Here is a 23,609-nt window from a genome sequence, read left to right as displayed (position 1 = left end):
TATGAAAAAAGCCTTTCTCGCCATGATGGCTCTTTCCCTTACGCTTGGACTATGGCTTGGCACAGATCACTCCACGGCATCCGCCTTGTCATGTGCGGAGCCTCGCAAGGTTACCGAGGAGTTAAAAACCTCGGATGCGGTATTCAGGGGCACGTTGGCCTCATCCCACCCTAAAGCCGATATATCCAAAAGCAAATATGTATTCCAGGTTTCCGAGTGGTGGAAGGGAGAATCGGATGCCCCTACCGTCACCCTATATTCCAATGGCTGGGAATCCTTTGAAACAGGCAAGGAATATATCGTGTTCGCCGACAAAAGCGGGCAAAAGCTCAAACCCCATCTATGCGGGAATACGGGTCCTTCCTCATCCGTTGACGTAACTTCCCTGGGAGAAGGCATCCAGCCCGAGAAGGCCGCTCCATCAGCCGAAAGCCCAAGGCATGGCGGCATCCTGGCAGGTTTGATTGAACTCATTCGTTTCCTGCAGGGGAAATATTAATCCTGCCGGCAACCGGCGTTCTGTTCGAAGCTGCCTGAAAGTACCTGCCCGCTCATGCGAAAAAAATACAACCATTCTCCATGTCATCCGTATACAACGTAAAAGAACTGCGTTATAAACGACAGGAGGAGGAGAAATGATCAAACGATTATTGCTGATTTCACTTGTACTGGGAGTTCTCTCCGGATGTTCCTTGGTGGACAGCGTGAACAATTCCTTGGATTATACGAAGGAAGCAACAACCTTTATCAATGAAGCTTCCCAATTTGCCGAGTCCATCCCGGAGCTCGCCCAGCAGGCAGCCACTAATACGGATGCCAAGGAAACGCTGACCGAGCAACTCGAAGCGATGAAAACCCGGATCTCGGAGTTTAACGGTATCGAGGCCCCTGCCTTTGCGCAGACGATCCATGAACAGCTGGTCGGATTAAACGACACGCTGCTGACCGACATCAACGGTTACATGGATCAAATCCAGAACGGAGTGACCGACTTCCAGAATTCCAACATCGTTCAAACCGTCAATAAAATTAACGAAACGATGGATATGCTCCAGAATCTCCAGCCATAATCATGCAATCCCTTGCCGACAGCATAGCAGCCCTGCTCTTCAGGAGCAGGGCTGCTATGTTTGCTTTGTTATGTATGTGTTTCGTTCCTCACTTAAAGAAGGATTCCAGATTGGCGGTAAGCGTCTGCTTTACGACATATCGCGTCCCGTCTTCGCTTGGGGCCATAATCCAGGATGTCCCTTGGTAACCTCCTTCATCCCGAGGGTCCCAGGCCACAATGAACTGCCAACCGTCGCCAAAGCGTTCATCGTATTCTTGGCTATAACCGTCTGCGATATTCTCGCGCGAAACCGATTCGATGGGCGTATGCTGAACACTTTCAAAAGATTTCATCCATTCCGTAAATTCCACCATGTCCCGGTCATACTGACCTGAGAAATATCCCTCGACCCCGCCCGACATCGCGTGAAAGGTTTCTGCATCCTCCGCCTGCGCTGCCTGATACAGCAAGGAAACGGTCTGCACCGGGTTCCATACGGGCTGCTTCGCTTTCGCGGCAAAGAATGCCCTGTCTTCAGCGGTATGCTGGATTTCTACCGCGATAAGCTCTTCCATCGTCGCTTCCCTTCCAAGCTCGTAAGCCCCCGGATAAACCGTGGATTGCTCCACCACTTTAAGCCCATCCGCGAACGCCGTCACAAACCACAGATTCTGATCGCCCTGGCTGAGCTCCTCCAGTACGATTTCGGCCTGGCTCCCGTACGTAAGGGATAACAACCGGCTGCTTACCTCATCCAGCCCTTCTTTATCAAACAGCTTGAAGCGTTCCGCTCTCACTTCACGTTTGCCCGCCTCTTCGAACAGCACCTTCAGCATGGCGGGGGACATTCGGACGCTCGGAATGTCGGCATGACGGAAATACGAAGCGGAATCGTTAGCCTGAAGCGCTTCGTACATGTCGAGAACCGCTTCGACGGGATCGCGATTAGGCTCTCCCTCCGGCTGCTCAGCCTCTTGCTTGACCTGGCGATGGTCCGGATCTTCCTGCGGGAATGCCGTACGCAAACTCTCCTTAGCCGCCGACGGCATTTCCGCTGGTTTCGCGGCTTCCCCTGCACCCGGTGCGGCGACAGTCGATGGCGTTGTCTGTACGGCTATCGGCGCCTCCTTCGCGCAAGCTGTCAGCATCATCATGATGACGGCCAGAACCATGAGCTGTCCATTCCGCCGATATGGCTGCTTCCCCCTTTTCATTTCGTTCACCCCCGTTATATAACGAAAAACCGGCATAACACCGACACCGACCTCTTTATATTCATCATCGTCATTATGGAGTGGAATGTTTATCATGGACATAAAAAAAGCTCCCGCCAGGTTTAAAAACCTGTTCGAGAGCTTCTGTTCCTCTCTTGCATCCCTTAAAATCGGTTATAGCTCACAAATTCCAGTACCGGCTTGCGGTAGCCGCGGGGACGCGGTTTGCGCGCATCCTCCTTGCCGATCGCGATCAGCATGGCGGGCACATAAGCGTCCGGAATGTTCAGTTCCTTCTGCAGGGCATCGGGATCAAATCCGATCATCGGGCAGGTATCCCATCCCTTGTCCTTGGCCACCATCATCAATAACATCGCGGATAGGCTGGCATTCCGAATGGCTTCATCCCTCATAAAGCTTTCTCCGCCCGCTTCATAAAAGTTCGTGACCGATTCAACCGTCATGTCATATTCAAGCTTGTCGATCACGCCCAAATTCAGAAAGCCCTCGTTCATTCTTCCGATATCCTCGTAGGCCTGCTTATTCCCCAGCACCACGATGACGGCCGACGCGGTGAGTATCTTATGCTGCTTGTTGGCGGCTTCGTAAACTGTGTGCTTGATATCGGGATCCTTAACCACCACATAGTGCGTATGCTGTAAATTAAAAGCCGAAGGAGCATATTTAACCTCATTAAAGATATCGTTTAAATCCTGATCCGGGATTTCAATCCCTTCCATAAACAGATTAGCCGATCTCCGGCTCTTAATTAATGTCGTCAAATCACTCATATCTGCGCGCCCCCATCATGATTAGTTAAAGATTACCGCATCCAGCGAATATGCGCCTGCACTCGTGAGTGCCAATGCAACGGCTACTGCGATCAACAGCAAATTATACTCGTAACCATTCGCTGTGGACCAATACCCGTTCCGGCCATGCACCTTCACGATGGCGCCCAGCATCGTCAGCGTGATCAGCGCTGCACCGAGCACCGTGAGAAATCCGGCTGCCAGCAGCAGCCCCCCAACCAGCTCCATCAGACCTGACAACACCGCGATCGCGACGCCGGGTTTAATGCCCACCGATTCCATCCAGCCGCCGGTCCCTTTCGGCCCGTAACCGCCAAACCAACCAAACAGTTTCTGCGCGCCGTGCGCCATGAACGATAACCCAACCACCAAACGAAGTATCAACAATCCAATATCTATAGCCATTTTGTACGCCTCCATATTCATGTTCATTATTTATAGAAATTCATCGACCCAGTTCATTAATATCTTAGTATAAAGATATATAGGTGTAGAATGATTAACCTGCTTTACTTCGCTAACGTTTATGCACTTTCACTTACTCCTTTCAATTGACTAACTTTTATATAGTCACTTAACTTAATATCAAGATATATGATGTGGGCTCTCCTGTCAACCGTTATTTTTAAAAAATAAGCGCTAAAAAAACATCCTTGCCATTTTTCCGGCAAGGATGCTTCGTATGTCTATTATCTCACTGTCACATAGCGGAATGCCTTATAACAGCAAAAGAGGGCATCCCCTGCCAAAGAATCTTTGGGGACCCCTTCTTTCGTTCCATCAAGCACAGGTGAATTATTCCTTCACCGCGCCGATCGAGATGCCGCTCGTGAAGTATTTCTGGAACATGATGAAGATGATGAGCATCGGTATGGCCGCCACCGTAGCCCCGGCCATTTTGTAGGCAAAGTTCGGATTGAGATCCTGCATCAGGGTGGCTCCCCCGACCATCAGCGTCTTCACAGCTGCCGCGATGGAGCCTCATGACGACGGCCGATTACTCGGCCAGCTTCTTGATTTCACTGTCGGTCAGCGCCTTGCTGTACATCCGCACCTCATCCAAGCTTCCGTTAAAGTAAGGATCGGCAGCGAACCGGCTTTTCCCTAAATAAGCTTCCGTTGTCAGCAGCCCGCTTGGGTTCAGCTTCATGTGATCGCCAGAGGCAACCATCTGTCCGTTCACGTATAATTTGCCCGTATCCCCCTGAAGGGTCACGGCTACATGCGTCCACGCATTCACCGGAAGCGGGGCACTGCCAAGGAGGCTCTGGTCTCCGCCGTTGCCGTGAATCGTAAACTGAAGGACACCGGCGTGTTGGGATGGCGTCAGGAACATATGCCTGGCGAGCCCGCTGCCGGCATCCAGCACCCGCTGCCACGGTGCTCCTCCCTTCCAATACACCCAGGCCGCAAAGGTAAAGTCCTCTGTATCGGTGACCCGATTCGGCAGTTCAATATAGCCGTCCGAGCCATTAAAGTCCATTCCGCCTCCCTGCCGGCTCTTCTCATTCCACCGGACTCCGCCAAGGATCTTTCCATGAAATCCGTTATCCGAGACGTCGAACGCCGTGCCTTCTTTATTCTCGCTGAACGGATAGCCCAGCAGAAGCGGCCCTGCGGACTGCTGCAGTACGGTTACGTCAAACGCTTTGGCAGCCTTTGCTTTACCGCTCGTAATCTGAGCGGTCAGCGTAACCCTCGCGTCCCCCGCCCCGGCAGCAGGACGATTCAGCTTTCCCTCCGCCGATATGACTTCGGGATGAGAGGAGGTCCAGCGAATGACGGCACCTCCGGAAGCCTCGGACGGCAAAGCCAAATCGTAGAAAACTTGGCTCACGTCCCCGAGGGAAAGGTCTCTCTTCACGGCATCCACGAGTTCCCTGTCGCTGCGATCAAGCTGACGCGCGCCCCACACCGCGGTACCGTCCGCCGAAAGGGCCGTGAAGGTCATCGTCTGCCGCTTCGCTTCGGGGTCCCATTGCGGAGTCATTACGCCCTTATAACTCTCTCCATTCAGCGTAAGCGTCACATCCCGCTTTCCGCTGATCTTCCATGCGCCCTCTGCTGCACCTGTTACTTTACCGTTCTTATGAAGCTCGATCGGCACCGATTCTTTGACGACGGACGAAATATCTTTCCCGTGTTGGATCAGCTTATAGTCTCCGGCCGCATCTTTCGGCGTGATTTTCTTAGCCTCCTTGGCCTCCTCGCCTGCATAACGGTATGGAGCCGATACCGGCCAGCCGTCCTGATTCATATACAACTCATGCACCCGGATCTCATGCTCTTCCCCGCGCTGCGGGAAGCGGCTGTGAAAAATAAGGAATGTTCGTTTGCTCCGCTCATCGTAATAGACGGAGTTATGGCCAGGCGACACGGCCCCGGTGCCGATCCCCGTTCCCGGATCGCCGACCAGGCGCTTGAACAGGTAGTTCCCCATCAGCTTCACGCCATACGGCTCAATCGAACGGTCGTCAAAAAGCGGAAGGGAAGGATCAGCCTTCACCTCTCTCATATCGTTGCCCTCCGCATCGTAGAAAGGACCATCCGGATTTTTGGATCGGACCACCCGCATATTGTAGCCGCCAACCGCATCCAACCCCCCGTACGACAGGTATAGGTAGTAATAGTCCGTGGCCGGGTGATAAACCATGTAAGGCCCTTCGATCCGGCTGTGATTGCCTCCCAGCAGCTTCTTCCCGTATCCTTGCCAAGGCAGCGGTTTTCCGGTCTTGGGATCCATCTCCATAATGAAAATGCCGCCGGAATAGGAGCCGTATACCATCCACAGCTTGCCGTTCTTATCGAAGAACACATCCGGATCGACGACATTCGGGTGCTTTGTTGCATCATAGATGGTTCCATCCTCACTGATCTCGTCCCACATGCCGGATTTCAGAATGATGCCGGTGTCCTTATACGGGCCTTCGATCTGATCGGCAACGGCGATCCCCATGGCGGATCGCGGGGAATCCCCTTTGCAGGCGTTATAGTACATATAGAATTTACCGTCTGCCAGCTGAATCACGTCGGCCGCCCACAATGTGTCGCTTTGCGCCCATTCCAGCGTTTCTCTCAATTCCTCCGTTACGTTCGGAATCAGCGGATTGCCGGTCGCGACCCCGGACGCGACCATGTCCCAGCTCATCAAGTCCTTCGATTTGGCCGCGGCCAGATGGGAACCGAACACATAGTAGGTATCCCCTGTTTTGATCACGGACGGATCGTGCACGGAAGCCTCCCGGAATACCGGTGCCTTCTCCCCCTTCTTCAGCGGAGCCGCTTCGGCGTACACGTCAGGAACGCCAGCCGCAGGTCCTTGGCCTGCCGTACTTAAGCCTCCTGCCATTAACATTGCGGCAATTCCTGCGGCAGCCGTCTTACGCAGCATGTTCTTGTTCATACGATTCTCCCTCGCCTCGATTTTTTGTAAACCCTTTCATAAATAAAAAAACAAGATGTCCATTATGGCGATACCTCTGGCTGTTTAATTTAGAATAATATAAAACATTTTATATTTGATAAGATATTAACACTGAGCCTTATGAAATATCAATGCTAATTTTTAATATTTTTCTCCATAAATCAATTAATGGTAGGAAATACCCAAAAAAACCTGATCCAATACGGATCAGGTTTTTGTTTTATATTTATATAAAGTTAAAGGGCATTATGCGTTAATATGTCCACCAATTTCCCGACATGACCATCATCGAGAACAGCTTGATGCTCTCCTCATAATATCCCTCTGCAGATGCGTTCGCCGTATAATTCCATACCGAATTCAGCCAGCTCTGGTGACTGGACGAAGTCATCGCGCTTACGCCGAATGGTGCATAGAACGCTCCGCTGTTATAAGTCACCAGCGCGGTCCCGTTCAGATTATACCCTGCCTTGATATTGGCAGGATTGCTGTTTGCAGCCGACTTAATGAACGTGTTCATTTTATTCAATTGATTCAGCGCGCGCGTATCGCCGGTCATCAGATAGTCGGTCGTAATCCGCCATGGAGTCCGGGCCGAGTTGTAGTAATATTTTCCGTCGTTCGCCCCCTCCAGGAATCCCGCTGCCGCTGGCTGATAATTGCCGCCCGACATGACAACGAAATCCGGAAGCAAACCGGTATTGGAGCTGTAACCGTTATAGATGGAGTTGATGATCGTATAGGTTTTGTTAATGACGTTATCCCAACGGGCATCGCCGGTAGCCGCACGGAACGCCTTCATATGGTTCAGCATGAAATCCGATGGCCGCGTGGCGGTATTGTAGTTGCCGCTGGTAGCCCAATCGCCCAAACGCAGCGTCCATTGCGACTGATTGACGTCATTGCTCATGATGGCATTGATGATATCCTTCGCGGCCTGCAGGTAATTGATCGATCCGCTGCTTCCCCACTGCTTGTCCGCAAGCAGGAGTGCGTAAGCAATATCCATATCGCCGTCCGTTGCCGAGTTGGCCCCCTCTATATTCTGGAAGCTGCTGTTCTGTTTCCACGCCATCAGATATGGATTGTTATCACTCGGATGCGCCTTGTAATAGCGATATAACCCATCGAAATACGACTGCGCATTACTGTCGTATCCCGCCATCAGAACGGTGAAAATCATTCCGTAACCGTGAGCCTCGGATACCGTCTCGCCCGCGGAATTGTATTTGACGTAATATTGCCCGGTTGCAGCCGGCTTCAGAAAAGACCCTTTCCAGCTGTTCCATTTGCTCTTGACCGCATTGTCCATCGCGGTCTGCGTTACGTTGTTCGGCTTAATCGAACCGCTCGTATAGGACGTATGCTGGGGGAAGGGCTTGTTGGCCGCCAGGGACAACCCGGCCGGCAAGATCAGCAGAACAGCGCAGACCAACGCCGCCGACTTACGGATAATCGAATTTCGGAATACTTTCATCAACGTTTCGCTCCTTTGGTTTTCGAATTGGAAAGCCATGACCGCTACAGCCTGGTAAACCGGTTTCGGTATAAACCACCACCCTTCCCATGATCGATGGAAACGAGGAGACTGCCCGTATGTAAAGTACCACGAAGTTAGCTGATGTCCGATATGCAACTGCCTCCATATACAAAAAGGTAGGATCCATATCTACTACAAGTATAATAGAATTGTATATTATTGTAAATTAATAGTTTGCCGGTCATGATTCGTCTACCAGCATGAATAGCCGTCTTTCCGCAAGCAGTATCCCACTGCCCGGAAAGACGGCTATCGTTATTTCGGTAGGCATTCCCCTTATCTCTGACAAGACGTCAAACGACATGAATGGATGGCCATGACCGTTCGATCCCCTGTTCCGTCAGTCGCCGCTGAAAAGCTTCCAAGTGGTCCGGGGTATTCCGTACTTCCCGCGGCTTCAGTCCATGCTCTATGCAGTAAGCGGCTAAAAAACCGGCTGCCTCGCCGATGTTCCATTCCACAGGATGCAGACGATAACACCCATTCGTGATATGCGTCGTGCCGATATTCTTGCAGGCTGCCAGCACATTGGCTACCCGTACAGGAATCAGGCTCCCCATCGGAATTTGGAAGGGCAGGCTCGAAATATCGATATACGTCCGCAATCCCGTGCTAGGATGCAGATCGATCCGGTAGCAGCCGATGCCAACGGAATCGTGGAACGTCTCCGCCCGCCCGTCCGGACGGCATTCGGCGGCAATATGCTGCTCCTTCACGGTAAATTCGGCGCGGATCCGGCGGGATTCACGGATATAAGGGGCTTTTGCCAAGCCATCTTTCGTTCCCATCACGTCCGGCCGAAGCCGGAGTCCGGGATACCCCTTTCCTCCATCGGGCCGCGGGGCTTCCGTCTGCATCCAATAGAGCAGGGACAAACTCAGCTGCCTGGATTCCTCCAGATGCCGTTCCCGCTCTTCCGGGCCGACATCGATAATGGAGCCGAGCCAATAATCGTTCTGCGGCCAGTTCACGACCGTGACGCTGCTGTCAAACAACCCGCCTTCGAAATGCTCCGGATTCAGGATCTGCCGGTATTTCCACAGGGAAAACGATCGGCCATCCGGAAATAAGCTGTAGGTGACCGGCTCCAGCGTATGCGGTACTAGCCCCGTCCAACTCAGCATGGCATCGGGCCAGAAATCTGCCCGGTAGCTCTTCCAGAAATCGTACCGATCCGGCTTCGGGATGGTATGATCCTTGCCCTCCCGGTAATCCATCGCGAAGCACCAAGTGAAAGCCTGCATGTCCGCCCGGTCCGCCGGACCGGATAAAGCATGCGGTTCACCGGTCTCTTCCGCCGACTCGGAACCCGTCACGTATTCGATGCCGGCCAGCGGAAGCAAATCCCCCTCCTCGGTAGCATCGAGGAAAAATGCGCCGGTCAGCTTGACGATGTCGCCGGATCTGCTGTCCCGCAACCGGACGGATGTTACCTGATCCCCGCCGGACTCCGCTTCCATCAGCGCATGCTCCGTAAGGATCGTTAACCTTCCGCTGTGCACGTAAGGTGCCAGCATCCCCTGCAGCACGGCCAGCGCCGCTCTCGGCTCATGGGCAATGCCGCTGACCAGTGCGCTGCCTGGATTCAGGTAACGCTCTTGCCGCGATTCGGCCCGGAGCGGAAATAACTCCTTATAATAATCGCGGATCCGATTCCGGAATTCACGGTAGCTGGCTGTGCAGCCAAACTGCTCGATCCAGGGATGCTCGTCGGGCGGTACGCCCTGACTTGTAATCTGGCCGCCGAGCCAATCGCTCTCTTCGGTCATAACCACGCGTTTTCCCGCCTTCGCCGCCGCAAGCGCAGCGGCACAGCCGCCGAGTCCTCCGCCCAGAATGATGATATCCGCCTCTATATGATTCTCCATATGCACCGCACCTCGATATCGCTGTATTCTATTCGGCTTTGGCACCAACCGTCTCATGATCGTATTTAAATATCGTTCCGAGCGTCGTTGACCCGGGGCCGTACCGCTCATAAGCCTTGCCCGCCTCATCTACGGGAACCACATGCGAGATCAGCGGTTTGATCGAGATTCTCCCTTCGGCCAGCAAACGAATATATTCCGCAATGTTGCGCCCTTCCGTCCAGCGCACAAAGCCGATCGGATAATCCGTATTGTTGAGTTCATAGCTTGCGTCGTACCGGCCCGGACCGCCGGCCCGTGATATGAGCACCTGCGCTTCCTTGCCAAACATCAGCCCTCTGGAGTAGGTTGTAGACAAATCGCCGACGATGACGATTTTCCCCTTATCCCGAATCCATCCCATGGACGCGTTGATAAGCTCTTCACCGGGACCGCTTGCGCACAGGATGACGCTGTCGGCTCCATGTCCGCCCGTCATCCGCCCGACCTGCTCCTCAAGCTGCTCCCGGTTATCATAAGCATAGGCAATATGCTGCCTCATCCCCTGCACCCGCTCCGGGTTCAGGTCAAATCCCGCAACGGGGCAAGCCGCCGCATGCGCGATCTGGGCAATGATCTGTCCCAGGATGCCCAGCCCGACCACCACGGCCGATTCGCCGAAGCGCAGATCCGCAACCCGCAGGGCATGGATCGCAATCGCTCCCAGCCCCGCAAAAGCGGCTTCCTGCGGATCCACCCCGTCCGGGACGATGGCCGTCAGGTTCGAAGGCACGGTAAGCCACTGGGCATGGCGCACGTATGGTGCTCCATAACAGGCCACCCGTTGACCGACGGCAAGCCCCTTCACGCCTTCACCCAAGTCTTCGACGATCCCCACCGCGCTGTAACCCATAATGACTTTTTGATCCGAAGCCTTTCGTATAAAGATCATTTCCGTACCCGGACTGACCGCCGAGTATTCGGTGCGAATCCGCACATGACCTGCCGGCAATTCCGCCGGCCTCTCGATATGATCAACGATCACGTTTCCATGAATCGTGGCAACAGCCTTCATATGGACCCTCCTGCTCCACCTTATTTTCCTGATGCTTTCCGATATTCGCTCGGCGAGACGCCGCTGTATTTCTTAAAGGTCGTCGTAAATGTGGAAGAGTTCGAGTACCCCGTTTTCTCTCCGATTTCGGCAATGCTGAGGTCCGTGTTCCGCAGATATTCACGCGCATGCGATAATCGGACTTTGTTCAAGTACTCCACATAATTGACGCCGAATGTTTTCTTGAAATAATTGGAGAAGTATTTCGAGCTGGTGTCCAGCACTTCGGCCATATGGTCCAAATAGAGGTTCTCCATGTAATGCAGTTCGATGTATTGGGAGATGAATGCGGGATTCAGCTTGCTTCGCGGATCGTGGTTCCGCGTATTGGCCACCACGCGCATTACTTCCATCAGCGCCTTCTGAATCTCTTCATAGGTGAAGGCTTGATCGACCTTGCGGATGAAATCACTCTCCAGCCGGAACAGCTCGTTGCGGTCAACGGACGGCGAATCCGCCTGCTTCATGACGAGGAAGAACATGCTCTTCGCAATATGCACCATCTGATGGTGATGGATGCGAAGATCCGCATTCTGCTGGAAAATATCGCTCACGATCTGCAGTCCCTCATCCACCTTGCCGCTTAGCATGCAATTGCTCAGCTTCTCGATCTTCTGAAGCGGATAATAAATATCCGGGACGTACCGAATCTGCTCCGCATCGACCATGTCCGTGTCCGCATTCACATTCCGGTACAACCGCCCATCCTTAATATTCCGGTATGCTTCGGAGCAATTGCTGATTTTGGATTCGTACGTGCGGCTAACGCAGCCCCACACCGTGAACGTATCATGATAATCCTCGTTGCACCGCCTAATATACTCCTCGAATTTCCTGACCAGCTGCTTGCGCTCGGACGGCTGATCCAGACCGATTAACGCTAGGAATTTCAGCTCTTCGACATGATAAACCACCACATGTCCATAGCGCTCCTCCAGGCCGCCCCGGATCTGAGACGTCAGCTCTTCCAGGACAAAATCCGACTTGGTTGCCCCCTTGCCTGCAGGCTGCAAATACACGGCCGCCATCATGAAATGCCGGCACTGGAAGAAATGCGTGTAGTGCTTCTGCATCTGCATTTCCTGCTCGCGCGAATGGTGATGGCCGTCCAGCGTTTGCAGGAACACGCTTCGGCGGATATCCTCATCCACCAGATCCATCTGCTTCTTGAGGGATTCGTTCTCCCGCTGCACCTTGACGATGCCGCTCTGGATTTTCACGAAATCATTCCCTCGAAGAGAACTGCCCCCGAGCAGCTGCACGATGTTCTTCACCGGCCGGTACAGATAAATGCTGAGCAGCACCGACAGAATGACGTTTAACGCAATCGCCCCGTACATAATCCACGTATTGGCATCGGTGACAGAATCGATATTTTGAAACTTGTACGGCATTTTATTGATATATATAAATCCGTTATAGTCCGATTTGTAGAAATTGTACTCAAAATCGTCATGCGTGAGGGAGGCTTCCTGCGACGGGTTAAAGTACACGTCGTTCAGAATGCCCACCAGATCCAGATCCTTCTCGGTGCTCAAGATGACGTTCCGGTTCGCATCCAGCACGATAAGCGAGGCCCCGGGAATCATGGAATTCAAATCGACCCCCTTAAGCAGCCGGTTCACGTTAATCAGGATCATCAGGTTTTTGTTCGACATTCTGACCTTGTTGCCGTCTACGGCAATCATCAGGTTCCGGCCGTACCCGCTGCTCTGATCCGCATAAACCTCCGCTGGAAAAACCGTAAGCTCGTGCTCCGATCGGGTAAACGTCTTCCAGAACATCGAGTTGAACTTCTGGGATTTATACCGCCTGTCAAACAATGCGTCCAGATTGCTGGTTCCGCGTGTCGTAATGGCCAAATCGTGATTGTCGAACGAAATGACCACATCTTCCACGATATCCACGTTGGATACGATGCTGGTGACGCTGTCCTGCAGAGTGATGACTTTCTCCATGTCAAGTTTGCCGTTATCCAACTGCATCCGGTCCGAAGGAAGCGCATGAATGTTAAAAATCAAATTGTTAATGGAGGAGAAACTGGTATCAAACGACTGAATAATGTTTCTGATCACCATCCGGTTGTTCTCGCTCACCTTGTCGTAAATTCCGGTAATGGAATTCTTGTACACGATGTAATTGAATATGAACATGATGCCGATGACCAGTTGCAGAGCGAAGAAAATCTGGAGCAAGCCTCTGTTGGCGATCAATCGATTCATACGGATTCACCTCTCTTGGATGTCATCCCTTCATATTCAACATGATAGCCCCCGGCACCTTCCCATCACCCCTTTTCGGAACCGAGCATGACCCCTTTGGCAAAATACTTCTGGGCAAACGGATAGATCAGCAGCACCGGAATCATCGACAACACGATCGTTGCATTCTTCATGGCCTGCGGAGCAAGCGCCGACGCATCCACCAGGCTCGGATTGCTTCCGTTCTCGCTGAAAATCAGCATATCCCGAAGCACGACCTGAAGCGGGTACATATTCGCGTCGTTCAGGTAAATCAGCGGGATAAAGAAGCTGTTCCAATGGCCCATGAAATAAAACAATCCGATCGAGGCCAGTGCCGGTTTGGACAGCGGAAGCACAATCTGGAACAGGATGCGGTACTCGGAAGCGCCGTCGACGACGGCTGCCTCGCGCAGGGATTCCGACATGTTCTCGTAGAAGCTTTTGAGGATCAACAGCTCAAAGGTCCAGATCGCATTCGGAAGCACGAGTGCCCATACGCTGTCCAGCAGGCCAAGCTCGGATACGATCAGGTAGTTCGGAATGATCCCCGGGTTCAGGAACATGGTCATGATGATTGCCAACAGGAAAAACTTGCGCCCGAAGAAATTTTTGCGAGCGAGCGGATAAGCCGCTACCGCCGTAAGCAGCAGGTTAATGGCCGTACCGAGCGCTGTATAAAAAATCGTGTTCAGATAGGCGCGCGGCACCCGGTCGTCGTTCAGCACCTGGGCATAGGCGTCGAGATTAAAACCCTTGGGAAACAAGGTGATATTCCCTTGCACCACTTCGGAGGTCGCGCTGAGGGAAACGGCGGTGATATAGACGACGGGGTACACGGTAATAATGGCAAGGCATGTCAGAATCAGCGTGTTGATAATGCCGAATAACGAGATGTTTCGAAGGCTGAATCGTTTGTTGTTTACCATAGTCCGCTACCTCCCAGCCGCTTGCTGAAGTAGTTGGAGGACAGCAGCAATATCATGGCGACAACGGCTTCGAACAAGCCCACGGCCGCGCCATAGCTATAGTTGCTCTCCAGAAGGCCTTTCCGGTAGACATAAGTCGAGAATACGTCCGCCACCTCGTAAGTCATCGGATTGTAAAGCAGCAATACCTTTTCGTATCCGATCCGAAGCATCGACCCGGTCTTCAAGACAAACATGATAATAATCGTTGGCAGAATGGCGGGAATCGTGATTTTAAAAATCATGTGGCGCCTTTTGGCACCATCCACCTTGGCCGCTTCGTAAAGCGACGGGCTGATCCCTGCAATCGCAGCCATATAGATGATGGCTTCATAACCGACGGTTGCCCAGATATCCGATGAAACATAGATGGTTCTAAACCAGCTCGGCTCAATGAGAAAATACGTCTTCTCGAAACCTAACGCCGCGATCAGCTGATTAATGATCCCCTGATTGGGCGACAGGAAGTCGATAATCATGCTGCTTATAATGACCACCGACAGGAACGAAGGCAGATAGCTGAGCGTTTGAACCGACTTTTTGAACCATTTCACTCTGACCTCGTTAAGGAGAATCGCCAGAATGATGGGAAAAGGAAAGCCGAAAATCAGATTGTATACGCCAAGAAGGAGCGTATTCTTGAACAGCAGCCAGAAATCCGGACTGCCGAAAAATTTCTCGAAATGCTTGAGCCCTACCCATTCGCTCTCCATAATGCCGGTAAATACGCTGTAGTCCTTGAAGGCAATGATCAAGCCGTACAGGGGCCCGTATCGGAAAATAACGTAAAACAACAGGCACGGGATAAACAGAATCAACAGCTGTCTGTCCCGCTTCATATGCTGAAAGGCCGAAACCATTCTTCTCCCAAACCCGCCGCGGGGTTTGGCGAGATTTGTCTCTGTCCCTGCACTTGACATGGTGTTCCCTCCTTAAGATGATGAGCAGCACCCGAGCGTCGTACCCGGATGCCGCCATCACTCTTATTTCTTCTGCGAATTATTTCGTGGCTTCATCCAATCTCTTCTGGGCTGCGTTGAAAATATCGACGATCTGCTTGGCTCCCTGCTTCTCAGCCTGCGCCTGCCATTGCTGCCACTGCGCATCGCCGTAGTTTTTGTTGAGAATGTATTTCGCGTTAAATTCATCCGCCAATTTCTTCAGGGAGGTTTGGATTTCCGCAATCTTTGCGGTTTCGTCATCCGTAAAGTTCACGACCGGATCCAGCGGCTCGAATTTATTGCCGTTCAGGAGCTTATCCTGAGCCTCCTGCTCCTTCTCCGTATAGTTGAAGTACACGCTGCGCTTGTCGGAATTGACATACAATCCTTGCAGCCACAGGCCATAGCGGTCCTCCAGCACGCTGATATCCACCAGCGGCACGTCGGTCAGCTCCGGATAGACGGCTTTATCGCCTTCCATCTTGAACGTCTCGCCTTCCACGCCCATCGTCACCAGCGTGGCGCCGGACGGGCTCGTCAGGTAATCGAGCAGCTTCAGGGAAGCTTCCTTGTTGTCGTTGTTGGCTACCGCGATGCTGAAGCCGTTCGTGATGCTCTCGATCGTCTTGCCGTTGCCGGTCGGTCCGACCGGATTGCCGTATCGCAGGTCATAGTTCGGATTTTGGTCCTTGACCTGGTTGTAGAACAGGTCCAAACGTCCGATCCAGTCATAGGTGACAAAGGATTTATTGCCTGACGTCATTTTCGCCGTCCAGGAATCGTCGGTGTCCGTCATGAATTCCGGATCGAGGAGTCCCTCGTTGTACAGCTTCTTCATGAAATCGAGCATTTCTTTGTGCTCAGGCTGTATGGTAGCGTACTTCCATACCTTGGCCGTCTCGTCGTAATACGTCGGATAGTTGGCTCCGCCGATCCCCCAGCCGAAGGCCCAATCGCGGAAAATGTTCTCTTTCGTTTTCGAGGCGTAAGGATAGGAATCCGGATAGGCTTCCTTCAACTTTTTGAGTGCCTGATAGAATTCGTCGGTATTCGTCCATTCCTTGATGCCCAGCTCATCGAAGATGTCTTTGCGGTACAGGAAGCCGTGGTTCACGTCACGGTTGATGTTTGCAACCGGCCAGGTATAGATGTTGCCGGATTCGTCTCCGTAGGACGGAATGACCCAAGGATTCTCGTCCACATACATTCGTTTGAAGTTCGGCAGCATGTCGACATATTCGTTAATGGCAACGACCGCTTTCTGCTTGCCGATCTTCTTCAGCTCCGGAGGCGTCAATCCGTGGATGATGTCCGGGAGCTTGCCGGATGCAACGGTTACTTTCAGCTTGTCTTGAAACGTAGCCGAAGAATAGGGTTGGAAATTCACTTTGATACCGGTACGCTTCTCGATCTCCTTGGCAAGCAAGGAATCGTTCAGGTTGGTCTTCTCGCTGACGACCATCCAATTGATCGTTGTCGGTTTATCGACCAGCGGAAGCGCGAGACCGCCAGTATCCCCATATTGATCCGGATCTGCCGGTGCCGTTGGAGGTGCTGTTTCTCCGTCTGTTTCGGGAGCTGCCTCTTTATTTCCCCCGCTGCATGCGGCCAAGATTGAAATGATTAATGTGAACACGAGTGCCATACGAAACCATTTTTTTGTCATTTGCGTTCCTCCTCTAAATCGATCATTTGAATGCGGCTGACTGAATCTGTGCGATCGCTACGCTACCCCCGTCATTTCTCCTCATCTGTGTGTCTGCTTACTCATCCGTTCTACGTTTATAAATCAAGATGCTTCCTATCATGCCTCCTTGTTGACGAAGATCCCGGCCTGTCGCAGGAATATTCTAAAATGATCGGGCATCCGCTGCCGAGGGTCCGGCACGGAATTTTCTACCCATCCACATCATAAAAACGCTTCCACGATTCGTAAAGAAGCGTATTTCTGCGAGATGGCGTTTTTTCTTATTCAAGCGGGCGAAATGCCGAAAACCCGCATAACATCAGGCTTTTTGAGCATGTGGAAAATGCTAAAGCGGTAGAAATAGATAAAAAAATAGAGGGATTTCATCACGAAATCCCTCACGGAAGATGTTAAATTTCTTCTCTTCCCCATCGTATATTCTTGAATCAGAACGTCATCGGCGATCTATCAAAACGGGTGTGAATTCAATCACTCGTTTCTTCTTTTTTCGCTTTGGCACCCTGCTCCCTCAATTTTTTCCCTTCCTTACCGTATAGATCCTTCAGGATTTTCTTGCCGGTCGGCGTCTGCGCAAGTCCGCCCTTCGCTGTTTCCCTGTGCTTGGACGGCATAGCCGTGCCAACCTCCAGCATCACGTCGATCACTTCGTCGGATGGAATGACGCTGCGCACGCCGGCAAGCGCCATATCCGATGCCGCCAGCGCCGTCACGGCGCCGAAGCCGTTGCGCACGATGCAAGGAATCTCGACAAGCCCGCCCACCGGGTCGCAGATAAGTCCCAAGGAATTCTTGAGCGCAAGCCCGACGGCGTGAACGGCCTGCTCCGGCGTGCCGCCCCGCAGCTCCGTCAAAGCGCCTGCCGCCATACCGATAGCTGAGCCGACTTCAGCTTGGCAGCCGCCCTCCGCACCGGAAATAAACGAGTTATTGGCAATGACGTAGCCGATTGCGCCTGCGCTGAACAGCCCCATCACCAAATGCTCGTCTTCCCAGCCGAAGCGTTCCTGCGTGCTGACGAACACCCCGGGAATAATGCCGCATGAGCCCGCCGTCGGCGTCGCTACGATGCGCCCCATGGAGGCATTTACCTCGGACACGGACAGGGCGTAGGCCAGCGCCGTGCAAGCGTCGGTACCAAGCGCGGGTACCCCGCTGCTCATATATTGATGGACGCGCACGGCATCGCCGCCGGTCAGGCCGCTTTTGGAAGGGACGGGTTCATGGATTCCTCGGTGCACCGCTTCCTTCATGATGCCGTAGTAATCGGCCATTAGCTTGAACGTCTCGTCCCGGCTTTTCCCCGTTTCCTTGATCTGTTCATTCAGCATCAGCTGGCCGATCGTCACCTGATCCTCCCGGCAGCATGCAATGATCTGCTCCAGCGTAGAAAACTTCATGACTGCGCCTCCTCTACTGTCAAATCCGCGATGACGACCCGATGCACGCTCGGCAGTCCTTCGATATGCTTCATCAATTCGGCCGGAACCGCTTCGTCCGACTCCACCACCGTCATGGCATCGCCGCCCCTTCCCTTGCGGTCCACGTCCATATAGGCAATGTTGACGCCGCCGGCCTCCAGGAGCCGGGTGATATGCGCGACCATGCCCGGCGTATCGTCATGAAAGACCAGCAGCACCGGATAATTCATCGTAAACTTGACGTCGAAACCGTTCACGCGCAGCATTTCCACGCTGCCTCCGCCAATGGAGGCGCCCGCAATGACATCGGTATGATCGCCGCCCTTCAGCCTCAGCTCCACGGTATTCGGGTGAAAGGCCACATTCTGTGCCGTCTTGAAGGTAAGTTTAATGCCTGCCGCTTCGGCAAGCTCGATCGAATTCCGGATGCGCATATCGTCCGTGGCAAAATCAAGCAGCCCGCCGACGACAGCCAGATCGGTGCCGTGGCCGCGGTAGGTTTCGGCAAAAGATCCATAGAACACAATTTCCGCCTGATCGGGGAATGCTCCAAATATGCGCCGCGCGGCTCTTCCGATCCGCACGGCCCCAGCGGTATGGGAGCTGGAAGGCCCCACCATGCTGGGCCCAATAATAGAAAACACATCTTTAAACCGCATGCGCGATTCCCCACTTTCGACTATTCTGCCCTCATTGTATCAGTCTGCCAGCCAACTTTCCAAGTGCTCCCGAATAAAATCGTCATCGTTTAAATGGGGATAATCCCGGTAGACCCGATCAATCTCTTCCGATTGTCCGGGAGACAGCGTTTCATGCGGATTCAGGCACCATGTGCCTTGCAGCAGTCCCTGTCTGCGGAGCACCTCATGAATGCCCGGGATGCAGCCCGCAAACTGATGCGCGGGATCGAAGAAGGCCGCGTTGGAGTCGGTAATCTCGACGTTGCGCGTCAGCCATTCCTTCGCGAACTGCTCCTGCTTGCGCGCCTCTTTGATTTCCTCCAGCAGCTCCACCGCTTTCCTGGTCCAGACCGCCCAGTGACCGAGCAGACCGCCGACGATAGGCTTGGCGACCGGCGTTCCGTCCACCTGGAATCGATAGGTCGTCAGCAAATCGTTGACGATGTTATCGTCATTCCCCGTATAGAGCGCAATATCGTCTCTGCGGCTCGAATAACAGACGGCACGAACGACGTCAATCGTCTGGTAGCGGTTGAAGGGGGCCATCTTGATCGCTACGATATTCGGAATTTCTGCGAAGGCACGCCAGAATTCGAAGGAGAAGATGTTGCCGCCAACCGATGGCTGAAGATAGAACCCGATCACCGGCATTCTCTGCGCGATCTCTTCCGTGCGCTTCAGAATATCCTCTTCGCTCCAGCCGCTTAACCCGCCCATGCTGAGCAGGACGGCATCATAGCCGAGCCTGCGGGCGATCTCCGTTTCCTCCACGGCTTGCTCCGTGGGGCCGCACACGCCGGCCACCATCAAGAAGGGGCGGTCAAGTTCCGCCCTGCGGACCTCTTCCGCCGCGAGCCGCAGCACCGGTTCATACAAGTCAATGCCTTTATCGCGGATCTCGAATTGGGTAGAGTGAACGCCGACCGCCACACCGCCCGCACCGGATGCGGCGTAATAGCGGGTCAATGCCCGCTGGCGGCGTTCGTCCAGCTTCCGGTTCTCGTCCAAAGCCAGCGGATGCGCCGGTATGACGAGCCCTTCGTGAAGAGCTTTCAGCTTCTCGGGGGCCAACCTCTGCATTGCAGGAATCTGTCCGCTCATTAGAATTTCCCCTTTCTCTCTTGGAAGTGCGTCGGCTTGTTCCAGCTCTCGCCGCCGGATTGCACCCATGCTGCCGTCCAATCCAGCATCTGCAGCAGAGACACCTTCGGATAACCGAAGAGCTGGTGGGATTTCGAGGCGTTGTTCAGGAGTGCGGTCTCGGATTCCGTACCTGTAAAGGTCACTTCCTTGCCCATCCGTGCCGCCAACTCCTGTGCCGCCCAGCGGATCGACATCGTCTCCGGTCCGGTAATGTTGATGATTTCGGGAGGCGAGCTGCAATGCAGGAGCGAACGGAGCGCCATCTCGTTGGCATCCCCTTGCCATATGATATTCGCATGCCCCATCGCCAGGTGAATCGGCCGGTCCTCATGGATCGATCTGGCGAGCTCATGCAGAACGCCGTACCGCATATCGATGGCGTAATTCAGACGGTAGATCGCCATCGGCGTACCGTTCTGGTGGGAGAAATATTCAAAGACGCGCTCTCTGCCGAGACAGGATTGCGCATATTCCCCGACCGGCTCCGGCGCAACGGATTCGTTGACTCCGCCGCTGCCCACCGGCGAGAACGGATACACATTCCCCGATGAGAACACCACCATGCGGGATTGCTTGAATTTCTCGGCCACCCGGCCCGGCAAATACGAGTTCATCGCCCAAGTAAAATATTCGCGGCCGGTCGTGCCGAATTTGTTGCCGGCCATATAGATCACGTTTGGAGCCTCGGGCAGCTGCTGCAGCTCCCCGTCGTTCAGCAGGTCGCACGAAATCGTCTGTACGCCCGCCTCCTCCAGCTCGCGCCTGGCCTCCTGGTTCGAGAACCGGGATACGCCGATGATCCGTTTGCCGCCACCGCCTTCGCGCACGGCGTTGGCGGCCAGCCTTGCAAGGCTGGGACCCATTTTTCCGCCGACGCCAAGCACCAGGATATCCCCTTCCAAAGACGCCAAATCGGCAACAAGCTGTGCTGAAGGCTCCGCCAGCTTCGCTTCTAATGCTGCAACGGTTAACATGAACAATCTCCTCCTCCGATTGATGATTCTTCTTCATCATACGGCCCCGTTTGATATAAAGACAAATCTTTAAATCGTCTTTAAATAAACGACACATAAAAAAAGCTCCCTGATGTCAGGGAGCAAACGAAACGTTCAGCACGATATATCGAAGCACGAAGAAGGCAGCGATAAAAAGGGAAGCCAGTCCGATCAGCGTAAAAATGAAGATTTTCTCTAAGCGGGAAAACGGGGCTCTCGTTCGCTTCAAGTTCATCACCTCGAATTCCATTATAGTACATAACTAATATTTTATTCTAAAAATGTAAATCGGAAGATTTGCCTCGGCCTTCCTCTCGGCACCTTCTCGATCCCCGAAATCTCCACCAACCCGTTGTCGGTCCAAAGCTGAAGCAGGCGATGCGAGCTGCGGACGGTAATGTCCAGCAGGTGGGCGAGCTCATGGACCTTATATTCGTATTTACCCGAACGGGCGCGCTGGTTCAGCAGCTTGCTTAAATAGGCGCTCGTCATGCCCGCATCTTCTGCTCGCTTGATCAGCCCTGCATCCGTAAAGGACAGCACCTCCAGCACGGGATCGGCCATCTCCAGCGGCCCTATCAGCGTACCATCCTCACGCACGATAAAACAGGCGTTGCCGCCAACCTCCTTGGACTTCCGCATCGCGATGCGCGCATGGGTTCCAGCCATGCTGGCCGACCGGCCGAATCCCATGCCGATGCTGAGCGAAATGCCGTAGGTTTTGTTCACGTCTTTGGCTAAGGGAATCGTTTTGTAACCTCCGGTTTCCCGTTCAAAGATGCCGCGCGTCGTGAAAAACAGATACTCGTCCCCGCCCAGATGGGTCAGATAACCATCCAGGGATTCCACGTAATCGAGCACCATCCGGTGAATATCCAGCTTCAACTTCTGCACCTCATGCTCATTGTTCCGTCTCAGCGCCTGCGTGCCGAAATCGTCTATATTTATCATCCCGACCACAATCTGACCTTCCCAGCTGCGGCGGGATGCCGTGGACAGCAGGGCTCGCTCCAGCGATACCACGATATCCTGATCGGAAGGAAGCAGCCATTCATTGGGTATTCCGAGCCGCGTCAGTTCTTGGGCCACGGATTCCACGCCCGTGAATGCAACAGAGCACCCGCCGGATTCGTATTGATGGCGATGAAACGCGATCAGGCTGCTCTTCGGGGCGTAAGCCGGCCCGTCGTAGACGACAGCCTGTACAGCAGGGATGCCCAGATCCTTCATGGTCCGAACCACCATCGTCTCGGTTAGGGTGTCCACCGATATGCCTCCATCCAGTCGTTCCTGCTGTCCGGCATGGAACAGCGCTTTATATAAACCCGCGTCCGTGACGGGAACGTAATGTACAGGGATCTTGACCTGACCGAGCTCCTTCACCTTGCGCTGGGACAACGGATCCGAGAGGAACAACACTTCGACTTCGCTCCCGATCCGCTCCGCCAGTGCAGGCGCTTCGTCTTCATCCTGGAAAACCAGCGGCGCAGGGTCAAAGGAAGGAAAGGTTTCAATGACCTTCATGATCTTGTCAACGATCGTCCGGGTTCCGATAATACCGATGCGGATTTGCTGGACAGGGGGGCGGGTCCGCTCCATCATGATGCCTTCACTCCCATCTTTCCCATTTCCGAGAAGCCGTGCATGAGCAGGCCGGTACGGATACCTAAATCATACCCGCTATCGAAAATTTGGCAAGCGGAACGCGGTCCTCCCTGCTAAACGAATGAACCTGCGTGCTGCCCCGAGCGTTGACTCCGTACCTCTTGCGAGAGCCATCATGACATCGCGATCCAGAACAATCACATACCCAAAAGCAACAAAAAAGAGCCATTACGGCTCTTAATCGATTTTCTTATCCAGATATATAACGAATTCATAAATCATGCGCATGGTGCGCGGTCTTGAGGTATCCTTGGATGCTGCCTTTCATATGCCTATTTATTGCTATAAGGCTACCAGCCCAGATCCAGGGTTTTTCCCGTCTCCGCATAGGTCTTCAAAATGCTCATGACCATCCACCAGCTGTCCGCTGCCTTGGCGCGGGACGGATGATCCGGCGTGTATTGATCATTGACGAGCGTTAGCTTGGTACAATTGCCTATCGGCTCAAGGGTGAACGTAATGCGGGACTCCAGCTCCTCATGATTCGCGTAATACGACGGGCCCGGGTGCTCGGACAGGCTCAGTGTCTTCTGCGGCTCATAAGCCAGAACATTCCCATAGACATGAACCGTCTCCTCCCCGTCATTCCCCGGTCCCACATAAGCGTAAGGCTCCCCAACTTGAAAAGAAGATCTCAGTTCACTCCCGAAAAAGGTGGCCCGCGTTCCCTCCGGCGAAGTTAAGACATCCCATACCTTCTCCGGCGAAGCTCCGATATAAAACTCATAATGTAACGGCTCCATGTTAGTTTCCTCCCATCTTGAAGTACGAAGTAAAACCAGCTTGTCCTACTGTGATATGATGATGTTATCAAGCAGCCGCGATCCAAGTATTGTAAAAATGCGACAG

General features: G+C 53.4%; 21 protein-coding genes. 2 read left to right on the top strand and 19 right to left on the bottom strand.

Going from position 1 to position 23,609, the window contains the following annotated elements; all coding sequences use genetic code 11:
• Position 1 precedes the first annotated feature (1 nt).
• Positions 2 to 499, top strand: a complete 498-nt coding sequence (locus MHI43_RS02735) for a hypothetical protein (RefSeq protein ID WP_012818734.1) — start codon at positions 2 to 4, stop codon at positions 497 to 499.
• A 136-nt stretch (positions 500 to 635) separates the two neighbouring features.
• On the top strand, positions 636 to 1,070 hold the full coding sequence (locus MHI43_RS02730; protein WP_012818733.1) for a DUF6376 family protein: 435 nt from the start codon (positions 636 to 638) through the stop codon (positions 1,068 to 1,070).
• 88 nt (positions 1,071 to 1,158) lie between these two features.
• Here the strand turns inward: MHI43_RS02730 and MHI43_RS02725 are convergent, their stop codons facing one another.
• From MHI43_RS02725 to MHI43_RS02635, 19 genes are all read right to left on the bottom strand, one after another.
• On the bottom strand, positions 1,159 to 2,367 hold the full coding sequence (locus MHI43_RS02725) for a hypothetical protein (RefSeq protein ID WP_012818732.1): 1,209 nt from the start codon (positions 2,365 to 2,367) through the stop codon (positions 1,159 to 1,161).
• Positions 2,368 to 2,429: 62 nt separating this feature from the next.
• Positions 2,430 to 3,056 (bottom strand): nitroreductase family protein, encoded by a 627-nt coding sequence (locus MHI43_RS02720; RefSeq protein WP_012818731.1) that lies wholly within the window; start codon positions 3,054 to 3,056, stop codon positions 2,430 to 2,432.
• A 21-nt stretch (positions 3,057 to 3,077) separates the two neighbouring features.
• Positions 3,078 to 3,482: a DoxX family protein gene (locus MHI43_RS02715; protein ID WP_012818730.1), complete on the bottom strand. Its 405-nt coding sequence runs from the start codon at positions 3,480 to 3,482 to the stop codon at positions 3,078 to 3,080.
• Between the two features lie 390 nt (positions 3,483 to 3,872).
• Positions 3,873 to 4,040: a sugar ABC transporter permease gene (locus tag MHI43_RS02710; RefSeq protein WP_341283218.1), complete on the bottom strand. Its 168-nt coding sequence runs from the start codon at positions 4,038 to 4,040 to the stop codon at positions 3,873 to 3,875.
• A gap of 34 nt (positions 4,041 to 4,074) precedes the next feature.
• Positions 4,075 to 6,480 carry a LamG-like jellyroll fold domain-containing protein gene (locus MHI43_RS02705; RefSeq protein WP_036664705.1) on the bottom strand — a complete coding sequence of 802 codons (2,406 nt, stop codon included), beginning with the start codon at positions 6,478 to 6,480 and terminating at the stop codon, positions 4,075 to 4,077.
• A gap of 274 nt (positions 6,481 to 6,754) precedes the next feature.
• Positions 6,755 to 7,978 carry a glycosyl hydrolase family 8 gene (locus MHI43_RS02700; protein WP_012818727.1) on the bottom strand — a complete coding sequence of 408 codons (1,224 nt, stop codon included), beginning with the start codon at positions 7,976 to 7,978 and terminating at the stop codon, positions 6,755 to 6,757.
• A gap of 356 nt (positions 7,979 to 8,334) precedes the next feature.
• Positions 8,335 to 9,909: an FAD-dependent oxidoreductase gene (locus tag MHI43_RS02695; RefSeq protein WP_012818726.1), complete on the bottom strand. Its 1,575-nt coding sequence runs from the start codon at positions 9,907 to 9,909 to the stop codon at positions 8,335 to 8,337.
• Between the two features lie 28 nt (positions 9,910 to 9,937).
• Positions 9,938 to 10,963, bottom strand: coding sequence for a zinc-binding alcohol dehydrogenase (locus MHI43_RS02690; RefSeq protein WP_012818725.1), 1,026 nt, complete (start codon positions 10,961 to 10,963; stop codon positions 9,938 to 9,940).
• Positions 10,964 to 10,983: 20 nt separating this feature from the next.
• On the bottom strand, positions 10,984 to 13,224 hold the full coding sequence (locus MHI43_RS02685; protein ID WP_012818724.1) for an AraC family transcriptional regulator: 2,241 nt from the start codon (positions 13,222 to 13,224) through the stop codon (positions 10,984 to 10,986).
• Between the two features lie 65 nt (positions 13,225 to 13,289).
• Entirely contained in the window at positions 13,290 to 14,171 is an 882-nt protein-coding gene (locus MHI43_RS02680; RefSeq protein WP_009595681.1) for a carbohydrate ABC transporter permease, read from the bottom strand.
• Entirely contained in the window at positions 14,165 to 15,130 is a 966-nt protein-coding gene (locus MHI43_RS02675; protein WP_009595687.1) for an ABC transporter permease subunit, read from the bottom strand. Before MHI43_RS02675 ends, MHI43_RS02680 begins: the two co-directional genes overlap by 7 nt.
• Before the next feature lie 79 nt (positions 15,131 to 15,209).
• Positions 15,210 to 16,817 carry an extracellular solute-binding protein gene (locus MHI43_RS02670; RefSeq protein ID WP_012818723.1) on the bottom strand — a complete coding sequence of 536 codons (1,608 nt, stop codon included), beginning with the start codon at positions 16,815 to 16,817 and terminating at the stop codon, positions 15,210 to 15,212.
• A 506-nt stretch (positions 16,818 to 17,323) separates the two neighbouring features.
• On the bottom strand, positions 17,324 to 18,256 hold the full coding sequence (gene sdaAA / locus MHI43_RS02665; RefSeq protein WP_012818721.1) for an L-serine ammonia-lyase, iron-sulfur-dependent, subunit alpha: 933 nt from the start codon (positions 18,254 to 18,256) through the stop codon (positions 17,324 to 17,326).
• Positions 18,253 to 18,936, bottom strand: a complete 684-nt coding sequence (gene sdaAB, locus MHI43_RS02660; protein ID WP_012818720.1) for an L-serine ammonia-lyase, iron-sulfur-dependent subunit beta — start codon at positions 18,934 to 18,936, stop codon at positions 18,253 to 18,255. Before sdaAB ends, sdaAA begins: the two co-directional genes overlap by 4 nt.
• Positions 18,937 to 18,975: 39 nt before the next feature.
• A complete protein-coding gene (locus tag MHI43_RS02655; RefSeq protein ID WP_012818719.1) occupies positions 18,976 to 20,058 on the bottom strand; it encodes a dihydrodipicolinate synthase family protein in 1,083 nt (360 codons plus the stop codon).
• Positions 20,058 to 21,074 carry an NAD(P)-dependent oxidoreductase gene (locus tag MHI43_RS02650; RefSeq protein WP_012818718.1) on the bottom strand — a complete coding sequence of 339 codons (1,017 nt, stop codon included), beginning with the start codon at positions 21,072 to 21,074 and terminating at the stop codon, positions 20,058 to 20,060. Before MHI43_RS02650 ends, MHI43_RS02655 begins: the two co-directional genes overlap by 1 nt.
• Positions 21,075 to 21,189: 115 nt before the next feature.
• A complete protein-coding gene (locus MHI43_RS02645) occupies positions 21,190 to 21,324 on the bottom strand; it encodes a hypothetical protein (protein WP_012818717.1) in 135 nt (44 codons plus the stop codon).
• A 41-nt stretch (positions 21,325 to 21,365) separates the two neighbouring features.
• Positions 21,366 to 22,697: a hypothetical protein gene (locus MHI43_RS02640; RefSeq protein WP_012818716.1), complete on the bottom strand. Its 1,332-nt coding sequence runs from the start codon at positions 22,695 to 22,697 to the stop codon at positions 21,366 to 21,368.
• A gap of 353 nt (positions 22,698 to 23,050) precedes the next feature.
• Positions 23,051 to 23,503, bottom strand: coding sequence for an SRPBCC family protein (locus MHI43_RS02635; protein ID WP_036664706.1), 453 nt, complete (start codon positions 23,501 to 23,503; stop codon positions 23,051 to 23,053).
• Positions 23,504 to 23,609 lie beyond the last annotated feature (106 nt).

Origin of the sequence: Paenibacillus sp. FSL H8-0457, from assembly GCF_038051935.1 — a bacterium.
In the GTDB taxonomy this organism is placed as follows: domain Bacteria; phylum Bacillota; class Bacilli; order Paenibacillales; family Paenibacillaceae; genus Paenibacillus_AQ; species Paenibacillus_AQ lautus_A.
Note: the sequence above shows the minus strand (reverse complement) of the source record. Positions and strands in the feature narration are given on the sequence as shown.